Consider the following 16,670-nt stretch of genomic DNA (forward strand, 5'->3'; position numbering starts at 1 on the left):
GCCAGTGACTGGCCGGGCGCCCCTTCCGCTGTACCGAGTGCTCAGATCTTGGTGCGGGACGTGTTGTAGAGCTTGGCGGCCAGGGCGGCCACGTCGTCCTGGGACATGCCCTTGCCGGCCATGGAGAGCGCCACGTCGACGCCCTCGACGACGCCGACCGTGCTGTAGTCGGCCCAGACGCAGATGGGGAACTCGAACTCCTTGGGACCCTTCGCGGGGGTACCGTCTCCGTCCTTGTTGATCACCTTCATGTTCTGGCACTTCATCAGCGCGCCATCGAACCCAGCCGGCGTGACAGCGTTGGCGCTGCCGACCAGCTTGACGTCCATGCCCTTGTCGCCCTTCTTGAAGTCCGACTCCGCGTTGTTGAAGGAGTTGTCGATGACCTTCGCCGGGTCGGTGACATCACCCCAGATACCCGAAAGGGTCACGGACTTGACGGCGAGCGGATTGTCCTTGGAGCCGGCCTGGTACACCGCGCCCGCCTGCTGGGGATTCTTGATCCCCAGGCCCTCGGCCTTGGTCTTGTCAGCGCCCGTCATCGGCCCCGACGGTATCGCAGCACTGGGGCTCTTCTTGTAGTCATCCAGCTTGGCGGCCGGCGTCAGCTTGTAGCCCTTCGTGCTGTCCGCGACGTCGCTGTTGCTGGCACCGCCCGATGTCAGGAAGTACACCCCGCCCGCGATGACCGCCAGTGCCACGACGACGCCGCCGATGATCAGGCCGGTCTTCTTCTTCGGAGGGGCCGGGGGCATCGGGACCTGGCCGCCGTACGGCGCCTGGCCGTAAGGGGGCTGGGGCTGCTGGCCGTACGGGCCCGGCTGCTGGGCCTGCGGGTAGCCGTAGCCCGGCTGGGGCTGCTGCGGAACACCCTGGGGAGCCTGCTGCGGATACCCGTAACCCGGCTGGCCGCCCTGCGGAGGCTGACCGCCGTACGGGCCCGGCTGCTGGCCGTACGGGCCGGGCTGACCCTGCGGCGGCTGACCGCCGTACGGTCCGGGCTGGCCCTGCGGAGGCTGCCCGCCGTACGGGCCCGGCTGGTTGTAGCTCATCTGCGGTGTCCCCTGTTCGTCATGCTTATGCGTTCCGAACATCCTGGCGGAAGGTCCACCCGCATGGAGCACCGGGAGTCACACCGTTACTGAACAAACCGGTTTCAGTGCACGACTGTGACGGCCCTAAACTGTTCCCCGTGACCGAGAACCCTCAGCACCAGACAGCCAGCAACCCCGAACTGCCGACCCAGTACGCGCCGGCCGAAGTAGAGGGGAAGCTGTATGAGCGCTGGGTAGAACGTGGTTACTTCGAGGCCGACGCGACAAGCGACAAGCCTCCGTTCACTGTTGTCATCCCGCCGCCGAACGTCACGGGCAGCCTCCACCTGGGGCACGCCTTCGAGCACACGCTGATCGACGCCCTCACCCGCCGCAAGCGGATGCAGGGCTACGAGACGCTGTGGCAGCCGGGCATGGACCACGCCGGTATCGCCACGCAGAACGTCGTCGAGCGTGAGCTCGCCAAGGAGGGCAAGTCCCGCCACGACCTGGGGCGCGAGGCCTTCATCGACCGCGTCTGGCAGTGGAAGGGCGAGTCCGGTGGACAGATCTCCGGGCAGATGAAGCGCCTGGGTGACGGTGTCGCCTGGTCGCGTGAGCGCTTCACCATGGACGAAGGCCTGTCCCAGGCCGTCCAGACCATCTTCAAGAAGCTCTACGACGACGAGCTGATCTACCGGGCCGAGCGCATCATCAACTGGTGTCCGCGCTGTCTCACGGCCATCTCGGACATCGAGGTCGAGTACCAGGACGACGACGGCGAGCTCGTCTCCATCCGGTACGGCGAGGGCGAGGACTCCATCGTCGTCGCGACGACCCGCGCCGAGACGATGCTGGGCGACACGGCCGTCGCCGTCCACCCGGAGGACGACCGCTACAAGCACCTGGTCGGCAAGGAGATCGAGCTTCCGCTCACCGGCCGCCGTATCCCGGTCGTCGCCGACGAGCACGTCGACCCCGAGTTCGGCACGGGCGCCGTCAAGGTCACGCCCGCGCACGACCCGAACGACTTCGAGATCGGCCAGCGGCACGGTCTGCCGAGCCTCGCCGTGATGGACGAGCACGCGATCATCACGGCACACGGTCCCTTCCAGGGCCTGGACCGGCTGGAGGCGCGCAGCGCCATCGTCGGTGCTCTGCGCGCCGACGGCCGGATCGTCGCCGAGAAGCGCCCGTACGTCCACTCCGTCGGCCACTGCTCGCGCTGCAAGACGACGATCGAGCCGCGGCTGTCCATGCAGTGGTGGGTCAAGGTCGGCCCGCTGGCCAAGGCGGCGGGCGACGCGGTCCGCGACGGCCGGGTCAAGATCCACCCGCAGGAGATGGAGAAGCGGTACTTCGACTGGGTCGACAACCTCCATGACTGGTGCATCTCGCGTCAGCTGTGGTGGGGCCACCGCATCCCCGTCTGGTACGGCCCGGACGGGGAGATCGTCTGCGTCGGCCCCGACGAGCAGCCGCCGAGCGGCGAGGGCTGGACGCAGGAGACCGATGTCCTCGACACCTGGTTCTCCTCCGGCCTGTGGCCGTTCTCGACGCTCGGCTGGCCGGAGCAGACCGAGAGCCTGGCGAAGTTCTACCCGAACTCCGTCCTGGTCACCGGCTACGACATCCTCTTCTTCTGGGTCGCCCGGATGATGATGTTCGGCCTGTACGCGATGGACGGCACCCCGCCTTTCCACACCATCGCTCTGCACGGCATGGTCCGCGACCAGTTCGGCAAGAAGATGTCCAAGTCCTTCGGCAATGCGGTCAACCCGCTGGACTGGATGGACAAGTACGGCTCGGACGCCCTGCGCTTCACCCTGGCGCGCGGCGCCAACCCGGGCGTCGATGTCCCGATCGGTGAGGACTGGGTCCAGGGCTCCCGCAACTTCGCCAACAAGATCTGGAACGCCACGCGCTTCGCGCTGATGAACGGCGCCACGATCGAGGGCGAGCTGCCCGACCCGTCACAGATGTCCGCGACGGACCGCTGGATCCTGTCGAAGCTCAACAAGACCGTTGCCGAAGTCGACGCGTTCTACGACGACTTCCAGTTCTCCAAGCTCAGCGAGGCCCTCTTCCACTTCGCGTGGGACGAGGTCTTCGACTGGTACGTCGAGCTGTCGAAGACCACGTTCTTCGCGGGCGGCGAGCAGGCGAAGGTCTCCGGCCGGGTCCTCGGCGAGGTCCTCGACGTGATGCTGCGGCTTCTGCACCCGGTCGTCCCGTTCGTCACCGAGACGCTCTGGACCACGCTGACCGGCCGCGAGTCCGTCGTCATCGCCGACTGGCCGAAGGACTCCGGCTTCCGCGACGCGGCCGCCGAGCAGGAGATCGAGCTCGTCCAGCAGGTCGTCACCGAGGTCCGCCGGTTCCGCTCCGACCAGGGTCTCCAGCCCGGCCAGAAGGTCCCGGCCGAGCTCACCCTGACCGGCACGGCGCTCGCGCCGCACGAGGCGGCCATCCGCCAGCTGCTGCGCCTGCAGCCCGCCGGTGACGGCTTCCACGCCACCGCTTCGCTGCCGGTCGCGGGTGCCACCGTCGCCCTCGACCTGTCCGGCACCATCGACGTGGAGGCCGAGCGCAAGCGCCTGACGAAGGACCTGGGCGCCGCCGAGAAGGAGAAGGCCCAGGCCAACGCCAAGCTCGGCAACGAGGCGTTCCTGGCCAAGGCACCGGACAACGTGGTCGACAAGATCCGTACCCGGCTCGCCAAGGCCGACGAGGACATCGCGCGGATCACCGCTCAGCTGGCGAACCTGCCGCAGAACTGATGATCTGAGCGCGAAGCCCCCGTGTCCCTGACCGACCAGGGACACGGGGGCTTCGCCGTCCCCGCTCCGGCGGCTCGTACAGCCCGTACGGCGTGATCGGTGCCGGGCAGCCGTCCGCCCGGCCTCCGGCGCGCGCCGCTCCGGAGCCGTGGTCGGACCCGGAGGTCAGGGGGACACGGAGCGCCATGTGCTCCCTGGGCGCGTTGTGCCGACAGCGGCCCGGGCGGGCGATTCGTGACCGTTGCCGGGCCCCGCGCCGGATGTCCGTCCCGATCCGTAGACTGGGACCCGTGAGTGAGCCCCGCCCTTCAGACCGGCACGACGCGTCCGAGTCCGACGACACCTTCGCGGAGATCGTCGACGAAGCGACCCAACGCGACCCCGACCTGGCGGTGATCGAGGCCGGCAGCCGCACCCTGCGCACGGCCTCGGGACCGGTCCCGGGTGACGAGATCCCCGCCCGACCCGCCGACCCGGAGGTGGACAAGGCACTGCGCGCGGTGGAGCAGGAGCTCGCCGGCCGCTGGGGCGAGACAAAGCTCGAACCGTCCGTGTCGCGGATTGCCGCGCTGATGGACGTGCTCGGCGAGCCGCAGCACGCGTACCCGTCGATCCACATCACCGGCACCAACGGCAAGACCAGTACCGCCCGCATGATCGAGGCCCTGCTCGGCGCCTTCGAGCTGCGCACCGGCCGCTACACCTCGCCGCACGTCCAGTCGATCACCGAGCGGATCAGCCTGGACGGTTCGCCGATGGACCCGGAGCGGTTCATCGAGACGTACAACGACATCAAGCCGTACGTCGAGATGGTCGACGCCCAGCAGCCCTACCGGCTCTCCTTCTTCGAGGTGCTGACCGGTATGGCGTACGCGGCCTTCGCCGACGCGCCGATCGACGTCGCGGTCGTCGAGGTCGGCATGGGCGGCAGCTGGGACGCGACGAACGTGATCGACTCCTCGGTCGCCGTCGTCACCCCCATCTCGCTGGACCACACCGACCGGCTCGGCTCCACACCCGCCGAGATCGCCGCCGAGAAGTCCGGGATCATCAAGCAGGACGCCACTGTCATCCTGGCCCAGCAGCCGGTCGATGCCGCGCAGGTCATGCTGAAGAAGGCCGTCGAGGTCGACGCCACGGTCGCCCGCGAGGGCATGGAGTTCGGCGTCGTCTCCCGCGAGATCGCGGTCGGCGGCCAGCTTCTGACACTGCGCGGCCTCGGCGGCGAGTACGAGGAGGTCTTCCTCCCGCTGTACGGCGCCCACCAGGCGCACAACGCGGCGGTGGCGCTCGCCGCGGTCGAGGCGTTCTTCGGTATCGGCGCCGAGCAGTCCGGCTCGCTCGACATCGACACGATCCGCCGGGCCTTCGCCTCGGTCCGCTCGCCGGGCCGCCTCGAAGTCGTCCGGAGCAGCCCGACCGTCGTCCTGGACGCGGCCCACAACCCGGCGGGCGCCCGCGCCACCGCCGACGGGCTGTCCGAGGCGTTCGGCTTCTCCCGGCTGATCGGCGTGGTCGGCGCGAGCGGCGACAAGGACGTCCGGGGGCTCCTCGAAGCCTTCGAGCCGATCTTCGCCGAGGTCGTCGTCACCCAGAACTCCAGCGGCCGCGCGATGGACGCCGACGAGCTGGCCGCCGTCGCGGTCGAGGTCTTCGGCGGCGACCGCGTCCAGGTCGAGCCGCGCCTCGACGACGCACTGGAGGCGGCGATCACCCTCGCCGAGGAGGAGGACGAGTACGCGGGCGCCGGCGTCCTGGTGACCGGCTCCGTGATCACGGTCGGCGAGGCCCGGCTGCTTCTGGGAAGGCACTGACCCCTGTGCGTACGCTCTGCGCGTCGACGTTGATCGGCGAATTCTTCGTGATCGGTTTCGCCGGACTCGTCGCGATGAAGTCCGACGACCTGTCGAACACCACCGTCTGGACGGTCTGCGGCATCGGCATGCTGCTCTCCGTCCTGCTCTGCGGGATGCTCACCCGCCCCGGCGGCACAGCGCTCGGCTGGGCGCTGCAGGTCGCACTGGTCGCCAGCGGATTCGTCGTCCCGATGATGTTCATCCTGGGGCTGGTCTTCGGCGGACTGTGGTGGGCCTCGGTGCACTACGGTCGCAAGATCGACGAGGCGAAGGCACGCTGGGCTGCGCAGGCGGCGACCGAAGCCCCGGCCGGCGGCTGAAACCTGAAGCCGGGCACGGCGGGCAAACCCGGCCGCCGGCCCGTCCGCGTACCCCTGTAACCTCGCCTCACCGCACCCGCATGCCCTCAAGGAGCCGTACATGACTCAGCGCACCCTCGTCCTTCTCAAGCCCGACGCTGTCAGGCGTGGGCTGATCGGCGAGATCGTCGGCCGGATCGAGCGCAAGGCCGGCTGGCAGGTCACCGCGCTGGAGCTGCGCACGCTCGACCGGGCGACCCTGGAGCAGCACTACGCCGAGCACGTCGGCCGCCCGTTCTACGAGCCGCTCGTCGAGTTCATGCAGTCCGGCCCCGTCGTCGTCCTGGTCGCCGAGGGCGAGCGGGTCATCGAGGGCGTCCGTGCCCTGGCCGGCCCGACCGACCCGATCGCCGCCGCGCCCGGCTCCATCCGTGGCGACTTCGGCACGATCACCCGCGAGAACCTCATCCACGCCTCGGACTCCGAGGAGTCCGCAGAGCGAGAACTGAAGCTGTTCTTTCCGGGACTTTCCTGACCTCGGATCAGCCAAACAGCGCTCATGACCCGGGGCGACCGAAGTAATTCGGTCGCCCTTCGGCATAGGGTCCCCGATCGCGGGAACGCATCCCTCCGACGTAACGTCACCATGAGTGGAACGGCCACCCGTTCCGCCCACAATGGCGAAGGACCCTCGCGCGGTGTCCGTGAATACGGCACTACGATGGAATCTTCCACGCCCGCAGCGCTCACCTCGCCTACCAAAACAAGCCATAACCGCTTCTTGGGAAGGCCCGACGCATCCTCATGGGGAACAAGGGGAACTCAATGTCGTTCATCGGCCGTGACATGGCTATCGACCTCGGGACTGCCAACACGCTGGTGTACGTCAGGGGGCGCGGCATCGTTCTGAACGAGCCGTCCGTCGTGGCCATCAACACCAACACCGGCGGAATCCTGGCGGTCGGTTCCGAGGCCAAGAAGATGATCGGGCGTACACCGGGCAACATCGTTGCCGTACGCCCCCTGAAGGACGGCGTGATCGCCGACTTCGAGATCACGGAGCGGATGCTCCGCTATTTCATCCTGAAGATCCACAAGCGCCGCTACCTGGCCCGCCCGCGGGTCGTCGTCTGTGTGCCCTCGGGCATCACCGGGGTCGAGCGACGCGCCGTCATCGAGGCGTCGACGCAGGCCGGCGCGCGGCAGGTGCACATCATCGAGGAGCCCATGGCCGCGGCCATCGGTTCCGGGTTGCCGGTCCACGAGGCCACCGGCAACATGGTGGTCGACATCGGTGGCGGCACCACCGAGGTCGCCGTGATCTCGCTCGGCGGAATCGTCACTGCCCAGTCGATCCGGGTCGCCGGTGACGAGCTGGACAACGCGATCATCCAGCACATCAAGAAGGAGTACTCGCTCCTCCTCGGTGAGCGCACCGCCGAACAGATCAAGATCACGATCGGCTCGGCGTACGACATGGACCAGGACGAGCACACCGAGATCCGCGGCCGCGACCTGGTCTCCGGACTGCCCAAGACGGTCGTCATCTCCGCCGCGGAGGTCCGCAAGGCCATCGAGGAACCGGTCAACGCGATCGTCGACGCGGTGAAGACCACGCTCGACAAGTGCCCGCCGGAGCTCTCCGGCGACGTCATGGACCGCGGCATCGTCCTCACCGGCGGCGGTGCGCTGCTGCGCGGACTGGACGAGCGACTGCGCCGTGAGACCGGCATGCCGATCCACATCGCCGAGGACCCGCTGGACTCGGTGGCACTGGGATCCGGTAAGTGTGTCGAGGAGTTCGAGGCGCTCCAGCAGGTGCTGGACGCCCAGCCCCGCAGGTAGCGACAACACAGCGGTCCGCCGTACGGGCGCTGCCGCCCCGTACGGCGGACCGCTGATATACAGGCACGAACATTCCGACGAGGAAGGCACGGCCGCCGCACGTGAGGGACACACGAGAGAGCCGGCTGCTCCTGGTGCTGCTGATCGCCATCGCATTCGCACTGATTACGGTGGACATCCGCGGCGGCGAGGAGTCACCGGTGGACGGCGCCCGGCGGGTCGCCGCAACGGCCTTCGGGCCGGTCGAGAACGGCGTTGCGGCAGCCGTCGACCCGGTGGGCAACGCCATAGGGGCGATCCGCGACTCCGGTGAACGGCACAACCGGATCGCCGCCCTGGAACAGCAGAACGCCGCGCTGAAGACGAAGCTCGGCAGCGACGACCGCAACCGCAACCGGGTGCGCGAACTCGACAAGATGCTGAAGAAGTCCGCCGCCGGGCAGTACGGCATCAAGGCCGCCGAGGTCATCGCCATAGGGTCGGCCCAGGGCTTCTCCTGGACCGTCACCATCGACGCGGGTTCCAACGACGGGCTCAAGCGCGACATGACCGTCATCAACGGCGACGGACTCGTCGGCCGCGTCACCACCGTCGGCCCGGACACCGCGACGGTGCTCCTCGCCAACGACCCCGACTTCACGGTCGGCACCCGGATGGAGAAGACCGACGAACTCGGCTTCGCCACCGGCCAGGGCGATCGCCCGCTCTCCGTCCAGTTCCTCAACGGCAAGGCCAAGGTGAAGAAGGGCGACCGACTGGTCACCTTCGGCTCCAGCAGGAACAAGCCGTTCGTGCCCGGAGTCCCGGTCGGCGAGGTGGTCCGCGTCGACCCGTCCGGCGGCGACCTGACCCGTACCGTCTACGTCCGCCCGTACGTCGGCTTCACCCGGCTCGACATCGTCGGCGTCGTCGTCCAGGCACCGCGCGAGGACCCGCGCGACATGGTCCTGCCGAAGCAGCCCGCCAAACCGAAACCCACCCCGACCCCGACGGTCACCGTCACCATCTCGCCCAACGGTGACATCGTCGACACCAACGGAAAGGTCGTGGGGAACGTCAACGAGACCCCGAGTGGCAGTCCCAGTGGGAGTCCCAGCCCCACCGGAACCACCGGCAACGCGGTCAACGAGCAGAGGTAGAGCTGATCCCCATGCGCTTCAACCGGACACTGCTCTCCACCGCTCTGGTCGTGATCGCCCTGGTCGTCCAGGTCTGCGTACTCGCGCGCCTCCAACTCCCCGGCGCCGTCCCCGACCTGCTGCTCCTCGTCGTCGTCGGCCTCGCCCTGGTGTACGGGCATGTGGCCGGGGCCCTGATCGGCTTCGGCGCGGGGCTCCTCACCGACCTGGCGCCGCCCGCCGACCACGCCGCCGGGCGCTACGCCATGGTCCTGTGCATCATCGGCTACCTCGCCGGACTTGCCCGGCCGGAGAACGGCCGGCTCAAGTCCGCGCTCGCCCCGATGACCGTGGTCGTGGCCGCCGCGATCGGATCCACGCTGCTGTACGCCCTCGTCGGCGCCCTCGTCGGGGACACCGCAGCCCGCCATGTCGGCCTCGGCAGCCTGCTGTTCACCGCCGCTGTCTACGACCTGCTTCTCGCGCCGTTCACCGTTCCGCTGATCATGGCGCTCGCCAGACGCACCGAGAACGACCCGCTCTCCGAGCCCTCGGGCGGCGACGTGGCCTCGGGCTGGCTCTCGTCCGGCACCGGCCTCAGGATCGGCAGCCAGCGCGGCGGACTGCGTGTGAAGGTCGCCCGCAACCGGGCGGCACGGGCCGGACGGATCAAGGGAGTCAAGCGACTGTGAGCCTGTATCTCCCGGGGAGCACCCCCCGGACACCCGGCCCGACCGCCGGGGGCGCCCTGTGAGCAACATTCCGGAGACGGGCCGCACCCAGCGGGTCCAGATCAGGCTCATCATCATTCAGGTCCTCGTCTTCTCCCTGCTCCTGACACTCGGTGGCCGCCTCTGGTATCTCCAGATCCGCAATGGCCGGGAATACACCGACGAGGCGAAGAGCAACCACGTCCAGCAGGTCGTCCAGCCCGCCGTCCGCGGCTCCATCCTCGACGCCCGCGGCGTTCCCCTCGCCGACAACGAGACCCGCCTCGTCGTCTCCGCCAGCCGCACCGAGCTGCTGAAGATGGACGACGACGGCAAGGCCGTTCTGACCCGGCTCGCCGATGTGCTCGACATGAAGCCGAAGGACGTCTTCGACAAGATCCGGCTCTGCGACGCGAAGACGCCGCAGCCCTGCTGGAACGGTTCGCCGTACCAGCCGATCCCGGTCACCGACGAGGCCACCACCCAGCAGGCCCTCCAGATCCGCGAACGTGCCGAGGACTTCCCCGGCATCACCGCCGAACCCACCGCCGTGCGCCGCTACGCCGCACCCGGCAAGGCCAACACCGCCCAGGTCCTCGGCTACCTCTCGCCCGTCACCGACGAAGAGATCACCAAGGCCAAGGACACCGACTCGCCGTACCTCCGCTCCGACCAGGTCGGCCGCTCCGGCCTGGAGCGCACGTACGACAAGGAGTTGCGCGGCAAGGCCGGCGTTACCCGCTACGAGGTCGACAACCTCGGCCGGGTCATCGGCCAGGCGAAGGACGACAAGGCGGAGCCCGGATCGAGCGTCGTCACCTCCATCGACGCCCGGGTCCAGGCCGTCGCGGAGTACGAGCTCAACGAGGCCATGAAGACGGCCCGCAAGTCCTTCGACAAGAACACCAACCAGAACTACAAGGCCGACTCCGGCGCCGTCGTCGTCATGGAGGCCAAGACCGGCCGGGTCGTCGCGATGGCGTCCAACCCCGACTACGACCCCAACGCCTGGGTCGGCGGCATCTCGGGCAAGGACTACGCCCGGATGACCAGCAAGAAGTCCAACTATCCGCTGCTCAACCGGGCCATTCAGGGCCAGGCCGCACCGGGCTCGATCTTCAAGGTGGTCTCCACCGCTGCCTCCGTCAATGCGGGCTACCCGTTCGACGGCCGCTACAACTGCGGCAGCTCGTACACCGCCGACGGCAATGTCTACAAGAACTTCGAATCGGCGAGCCACGGCGCGATCACCCTGGGCCAGGCGCTCGAGGTCTCCTGCGACACCGTCTTCTACGCCCTCGGCCACCAGCAGTGGCAGAAGGACGGCGGGCTGAAACCCAAGAAGAACGCCAAGGACTGGTTCTTCAAGACCGCCCACCAGTTCGGCCTCGGCAAGGAGACCGGCATCGACCTCCCCAACGAGGTCACCGGCCGCGTCCCCGACCGCCAGTGGAAGAAGGCCTTCTGGAAGGCCAACAAGGACACCTGGTGCGAACAGGCCAAGAAATGGCCCAAGAAGAAGGACTTCGTTACTGTGCTCGCCCACGAGAACTGCCTCGAGGGAATGAAGCTGCACGCCTATGACGCGATCAACTACTCCATCGGCCAGGGCGACACCCTCGTCACCCCGATCCAGATGGCGACCATCTACGCCGCGATCAGCAACGGCGGCACGCTCTACGACCCGACCGTCGGCAAGGCGATCATCAGCCCCGACGGCAAGAACGTCCGCATGGTCGAGCCCCATTCGCACGGCAAGCTGCCGGCCAGCGCCAAGACCCTGAAGCAGATGGAGGGGGCGCTCGCGGGCGTCGCGACCCGCGGTACGGCCGCCTGGCGATTCGGCGGCTGGCCGCAGGACAAGATCCCGATGCACGCCAAGACGGGTACGGCCGAGGTCTACGGCAAGCAGACGACCTCCTGGTTCGCCACCTACACCAAGGACTACTCGGTCGTCATGACGATCTCCCAGGGTGGTACGGGATCCGGCGCCTCCGGGCCCGCCGTCCGCAACATCTACGACGCGCTCTACGGACTCGACGACTCCGGCAAGCAGGACCTCAAGAAGGCGCTGCTGCCCACCCCGCAGAAGTCCCTGCCCAAGATCCAGCACGATGGCACGATCGACGCCCCGACGATCAAGCCCTACGACCCGAACTCGCAGAAGACCCCGGAGGAGCAGACACTCGCCGCGGTGCTCGGGAGGCGCGACTGATGGCCGGCTTCTCCGTCTCCCGGTATGCCCCCGACCGCGGTGTCTGGGGCAGACTCACCGCCCGCGACTCCGTCGTACGCCGGCTCGACTGGCCGATGCTCGGCTCCGCGATCGCGCTCTCCCTCATCGGCGCGGCCCTGGTCTACTCGGCGACCCGCGGCCGGGACACGCTCAACCACGGCGACCCGTACTACTTCCTGCTGCGGCACGCCCTCAACACCGGCATCGGCTTCGCCCTGATGGTCGGCACGATCTGGCTCGGCCACCGCACCCTGCGCGGCGCCGTCCCGATCCTCTACGGCCTCTCGGTGCTTCTGGTCCTCGCGGTCCTCACCCCGCTCGGTGCCACCGTCAACGGCGCCCACGCCTGGATCATCATCGGCGGAGGCTTCTCCCTCCAGCCGTCCGAGTTCACCAAGATCACCATCATCCTGGTGATGGCGATGATCCTCGCCGCCCGCGTCGACGCGGGCGACCAGCTGCACCCGGACCACCGGACCGTCGCCAAGGCACTCGGTCTCGCGCTCCTCCCGATGGTGATCGTCATGGGGATGCCGGACCTCGGCTCCGTCATGGTCATGGCCGTCATCGTGCTCGGCGTGCTCCTGGCCTCCGGCGCGTCGAACCGCTGGGTCTTCGGACTCCTCGGCGCCGGCGCGGCCGGAGCCGTCGCCGTCTGGCAGCTCGGCCTGCTCGACGACTACCAGATCGCCCGCTTCGCCGCCTTCGCCAACCCGGCGCTCGACCCGGCGGGCGTCGGCTACAACACCAACCAGGCCCGCATCGCCATCGGCTCCGGCGGACTCACCGGCACCGGCCTCTTCCAGGGCACCCAGACCACCGGCCAGTTCGTTCCCGAGCAGCAGACCGACTTCGTCTTCACTGTCGCGGGCGAGGAACTCGGCTTCCTCGGCGCCGGACTGATCCTCGTCCTCCTCGGTGTCGTCCTGTGGCGCGCCTGCCGGATCGCCCGCGAGACCACCGAGCTGTACGGCACGATCGTCGCCGCCGGCATCATCGCCTGGTTCGCCTTCCAGGCGTTCGAGAACATCGGGATGACGCTCGGCATCATGCCGGTCGCCGGACTCCCGCTGCCGTTCGTGTCGTACGGAGGGTCGTCGATGTTCGCCGTCTGGGTGGCCATCGGACTGCTCCAGTCGATCCGGGTGCAGCGGCCGATGTCGGCCTGAGCAGGTGAGGATCCGCCCGGCCCACTGCCGGGAGGGCGCAAACGCGACTAGATTCGGTTCATGGCGGACTCGAAGCGTGAAATCGAGCGAAAGTACGAAGCCACCGTCGATACCCGGCTTCCCGATCTGACCCGGGTGGCCGCCGTCGCGGCCGTGGACCACCGCGGCGTCATGGAGCTGGACGCCGTCTACTACGACACCGAGGACCACCGGCTCGCGGCCGACGCGCTCACTCTGCGCCGCCGCACCGGCGGCGCCGATGCCGGCTGGCACCTCAAATTCCCGGTCGCCTCCGGGATCCGCGACGAGATCCGGGCCCCGCTCTCCGACACCCTTCCGGACAGCCTCGCAGGGCTGCTGCGCTCCCGGGTCCGCGAGACGGAGCTCGTCCCCGTCGTCCGGCTGCTCTCCACCCGGGACGTCCACCACCTGCTCGACGCCGACGGCGCGCTGCTCGCCGAACTCAGCGTCGACGAGGTCCGGGCCGAGCGGCTCACGGGCGGCAGCGGCACCGCCGCCTGGACCGAGATCGAGGTCGAACTCGCCGACGACGGCGACCCCGCGTTCCTCGACGCCGTCGAACGCCGACTGCGCAAGGGCGGCGTACGCCCCTCCGCGGCGCCGTCCAAACTGGCCAGGGCCCTCGACGAGACCGCCCCGAAGAGGAAGCAGCACCCGGAGGAGGACGGCAGGCCGCGGCCCCGGACGGCGGGCGACCACATCCTGGCGTACGCACGCGACCAGATCACGGCGATCGTCGCCCTCGACCCCGCCGTACGCCGCGATCTGCCCGACTCCGTGCATCAGATGCGGGTCGCCACACGCAGGCTGCGCAGCGTCTTCAGGACGTACGGGAAGATCGTGGACCGGGCCGTCACCGATCCGATCGGTGACGAGCTGAAATGGCTGGCCGCGGAGCTCGGCGTCGACCGGGACCAGGAGGTCCTCGACGAACGGTTCCGCAGCCGGACCGCGGACCTGTCCCGCAGCCTCGTCCTCGGGCCCGTCCGCAGTCGCCTGCGCATCTGGTCCACCGCCCGCCGCTCGGGTTCCCGGCGGCGGACCGTCGGCGTACTCGACGGAAAGCGGTATCTGGCGCTCCTCGACACGCTCGACGCGTTCCTCTCCGATCCGCCGCTGCTGCCCGCCGCGGACCGCAGCCCGCAGGACGCACTGCCGCGCGCCGTCCTCAAGGACTACGCACGCCTGGCCACCCGGATCGGTCACGCCCTGGACCTGCCCGCCGGCCCGGACCGGGACGTGGCGATGCACCAGGCCCGCAAGGCCGCCAAGCGGGCCAGGTACGCGGGGGAGGCGGCCACCCCCGCCCTGGGCAAGCCCGCCAAGAAGTTCGCCAAGCGGATGAAGGCGGTGCAGACCGTGCTGGGCGACCACCAGGACAGCGTCGTCGCCCGCGCAGCCCTGCGCACCCTGGCCGCCCAGGCGCACGCGGCGGGGGAGTCCGCCTTCACCTGGGGGCTGCTGTACGGGCATGAGGAAGCGACCGCGGCCGCCCGTGAACGGGAACTGCCCGGAGTGTGGGAGCGGGCCTCCCGGCCGAAACTGCGGTCGGATCTGACAGGCTGATCGCCGGGGTACGCTGGATGGTCCCCTCTGTCGGCTCTCGAAAGTTCGCGATGTCTGTCGATTCGGTCTTCCCACAGCTCGAAGCTCTGCTCCCGCATGTGCAGAAGCCCATCCAGTACGTCGGCGGTGAGCTCAACTCCACCGTCAAGCCGTGGGACGAATGCGACGTCCGCTGGGCGCTCATGTACCCCGATGCGTACGAGGTCGGGCTGCCCAACCAGGGCGTCATGATCCTGTACGAGGTGCTCAACGAGCGCCAGGGCGTCATGGCCGAGCGCACGTACAGCGTGTGGCCGGACCTCGAAGAGCTGATGCGCGAGCACAAGGTGCCGCAGTTCACCGTGGACAGCCACCGCCCGGTGAAGGCGTTCGACGTCTTCGGGCTGAGCTTCTCCACCGAACTCGGCTACACCAACATGCTCACCGCCCTCGACCTCGCAGGCATCCCGCTGGATGCCAAGGACCGCGGTCTCGACGACCCGATCGTCCTCGCCGGCGGCCACGCCGCGTTCAACCCCGAGCCGATCGCCGAGTTCATCGACTGCGCGGTCATCGGCGACGGCGAGCAGGCGGTCCTGGAGATCACCGAGATCATCCGCGCCTGGAAGGCCGAAGGCCGGCCCGGCGGACGCGAGGAGGTGCTGTTCCGCCTCGCGAGGACCGGTGGCGTCTACGTACCGCGGTTCTACGACGTCGAGTACCTCCCGGACGGCCGTATCGGCCGCGTCGTGCCGAACAAGTCGGGCGTGCCGTGGCGCGTGTCCAAGCACACCGTCATGGACCTCGACGAGTGGCCGTACCCGAAGCAGCCCCTCGTCCCCCTCGCCGAGACCGTCCATGAGCGGATGTCCGTCGAGATCTTCCGCGGCTGCACCCGCGGCTGCCGTTTCTGCCAGGCCGGCATGATCACGCGCCCCGTGCGGGAGCGAAGCATCACCGGCATCGGCGACATGGTCGAGAAGGGTCTCAAGGCGACCGGCTTCGAAGAGGTCGGCCTGCTCTCGCTCTCCTCCGCGGACCACAGTGAGATCGGCGACATCGCCAAGGGGCTCGCGGACCGGTACACCGAGGACAAGATCGGCCTCTCACTGCCCTCCACCCGTGTCGACGCGTTCAACGTCGACCTGGCCAACGAGCTGACCCGCAACGGCCGCCGTTCGGGTCTCACGTTCGCCCCCGAGGGCGGCTCCGAGCGCATGCGCAAGGTCATCAACAAGATGGTCTCGGAGGAGGACCTCATCCGGACGGTTGCCACCGCGTACGGCAACGGCTGGCGTCAGGTGAAGCTGTACTTCATGTGCGGCCTGCCCACCGAGACCGATGAGGACGTCCTCCAGATCGGCGACATGGCGGTCAACGTGATCGCCAAGGGCCGCGAGGTCTCCGGTCAGAACGACATCCGCTGCACCGTCTCCATCGGCGGCTTCGTACCCAAGCCGCACACCCCGTTCCAGTGGGCCCCGCAGCTGAGCGCCGAGGAGACCGACGCCCGGCTGGAGAAGCTGCGCGACAAGATCCGCGGCGACAAGAAGTACGGCCGCTCGATCGGCTTCCGCTACCACGACGGCAAGCCCGGCATCGTCGAGGGCCTGCTCTCGCGCGGCGACCGTCGTGTCGGCTCGGTGATCCGCGCCGTCTACGAGTCCGGCGGCCGCTTCGACGGCTGGCGCGAGCACTTCTCGTACGACCGCTGGATGGCGTGCGCCGAGAAGACGCTCCCCGAGTTCGGTGTGGACGTCGACTGGTACACCACCCGCGAGCGGACGTACGAGGAGGTCCTGCCCTGGGACCACCTGGACTCCGGTCTCGACAAGGACTGGCTCTGGGAGGACTGGCAGGACTCGCTCGACGAGACCGAGGTCGAGGACTGCCGCTGGACCCCGTGCTTCGACTGTGGGGTGTGCCCGCAGCTCGGTCTCGACATTCAGATTGGTCCCACGGGCAAGAAGCTGTTGCCGCTGACTGTGGTCGACAAGTAACACCGGGCGTCGAGTCACACCGGGCGTCACCCTTCGGGTGACAGCTCGATGACGAAG

General features: G+C 68.8%; 12 protein-coding genes. 11 read left to right on the top strand and 1 reads right to left on the bottom strand.

Features of this window, described 5'->3' with window-relative positions; all coding sequences use genetic code 11:
• Nucleotides 1-41 precede the first annotated feature (41 nt).
• Nucleotides 42-1,052 carry a hypothetical protein gene (locus ACFU6I_RS22890; protein ID WP_384369736.1) on the bottom strand — a complete coding sequence of 337 codons (1,011 nt, stop codon included), beginning with the start codon at nucleotides 1,050-1,052 and terminating at the stop codon, nucleotides 42-44.
• 140 nt (nucleotides 1,053-1,192) lie between these two features.
• On the opposite strand from ACFU6I_RS22890, the gene ACFU6I_RS22895 reads away from it, so the two are divergent.
• From ACFU6I_RS22895 to ACFU6I_RS22945, 11 genes are all read left to right on the top strand, one after another.
• Nucleotides 1,193-3,814, top strand: coding sequence for a valine--tRNA ligase (locus tag ACFU6I_RS22895; protein WP_384369738.1), 2,622 nt, complete (start codon nucleotides 1,193-1,195; stop codon nucleotides 3,812-3,814).
• A 290-nt stretch (nucleotides 3,815-4,104) separates the two neighbouring features.
• Entirely contained in the window at nucleotides 4,105-5,628 is a 1,524-nt protein-coding gene (locus ACFU6I_RS22900; protein ID WP_345518281.1) for a folylpolyglutamate synthase/dihydrofolate synthase family protein, read from the top strand.
• 5 nt (nucleotides 5,629-5,633) lie between these two features.
• On the top strand, nucleotides 5,634-5,990 hold the full coding sequence (locus ACFU6I_RS22905) for a DUF4233 domain-containing protein (protein ID WP_266985688.1): 357 nt from the start codon (nucleotides 5,634-5,636) through the stop codon (nucleotides 5,988-5,990).
• Nucleotides 5,991-6,090: 100 nt separating this feature from the next.
• Nucleotides 6,091-6,504 carry a nucleoside-diphosphate kinase gene (ndk, locus tag ACFU6I_RS22910; RefSeq protein WP_037698740.1) on the top strand — a complete coding sequence of 138 codons (414 nt, stop codon included), beginning with the start codon at nucleotides 6,091-6,093 and terminating at the stop codon, nucleotides 6,502-6,504.
• A 290-nt stretch (nucleotides 6,505-6,794) separates the two neighbouring features.
• On the top strand, nucleotides 6,795-7,814 hold the full coding sequence (locus ACFU6I_RS22915) for a rod shape-determining protein (protein ID WP_384369741.1): 1,020 nt from the start codon (nucleotides 6,795-6,797) through the stop codon (nucleotides 7,812-7,814).
• Nucleotides 7,815-7,915: 101 nt separating this feature from the next.
• Nucleotides 7,916-8,953 carry a rod shape-determining protein MreC gene (gene mreC, locus ACFU6I_RS22920; protein ID WP_384369744.1) on the top strand — a complete coding sequence of 346 codons (1,038 nt, stop codon included), beginning with the start codon at nucleotides 7,916-7,918 and terminating at the stop codon, nucleotides 8,951-8,953.
• 11 nt (nucleotides 8,954-8,964) lie between these two features.
• Nucleotides 8,965-9,624 (top strand): rod shape-determining protein MreD, encoded by a 660-nt coding sequence (gene mreD / locus ACFU6I_RS22925; RefSeq protein ID WP_266985692.1) that lies wholly within the window; start codon nucleotides 8,965-8,967, stop codon nucleotides 9,622-9,624.
• Nucleotides 9,625-9,682: 58 nt separating this feature from the next.
• Nucleotides 9,683-11,857, top strand: coding sequence for a penicillin-binding protein 2 (mrdA, locus tag ACFU6I_RS22930; protein ID WP_384369748.1), 2,175 nt, complete (start codon nucleotides 9,683-9,685; stop codon nucleotides 11,855-11,857).
• Nucleotides 11,857-13,047 carry a rod shape-determining protein RodA gene (rodA, locus tag ACFU6I_RS22935; RefSeq protein WP_384369751.1) on the top strand — a complete coding sequence of 397 codons (1,191 nt, stop codon included), beginning with the start codon at nucleotides 11,857-11,859 and terminating at the stop codon, nucleotides 13,045-13,047. Before mrdA ends, rodA begins: the two co-directional genes overlap by 1 nt.
• A 60-nt stretch (nucleotides 13,048-13,107) precedes the next feature.
• Entirely contained in the window at nucleotides 13,108-14,634 is a 1,527-nt protein-coding gene (locus tag ACFU6I_RS22940) for a CHAD domain-containing protein (protein WP_384369754.1), read from the top strand.
• Between the two features lie 50 nt (nucleotides 14,635-14,684).
• Entirely contained in the window at nucleotides 14,685-16,613 is a 1,929-nt protein-coding gene (locus ACFU6I_RS22945) for a TIGR03960 family B12-binding radical SAM protein (RefSeq protein WP_345518297.1), read from the top strand.
• Nucleotides 16,614-16,670: the final 57 nt, after the last annotated feature.

Origin of the sequence: Streptomyces sp. NPDC057486 (assembly GCF_042802415.1) — a bacterium.
In the GTDB taxonomy this organism is placed as follows: Bacteria; Actinomycetota; Actinomycetes; order Streptomycetales; family Streptomycetaceae; genus Streptomyces; species Streptomyces yanii.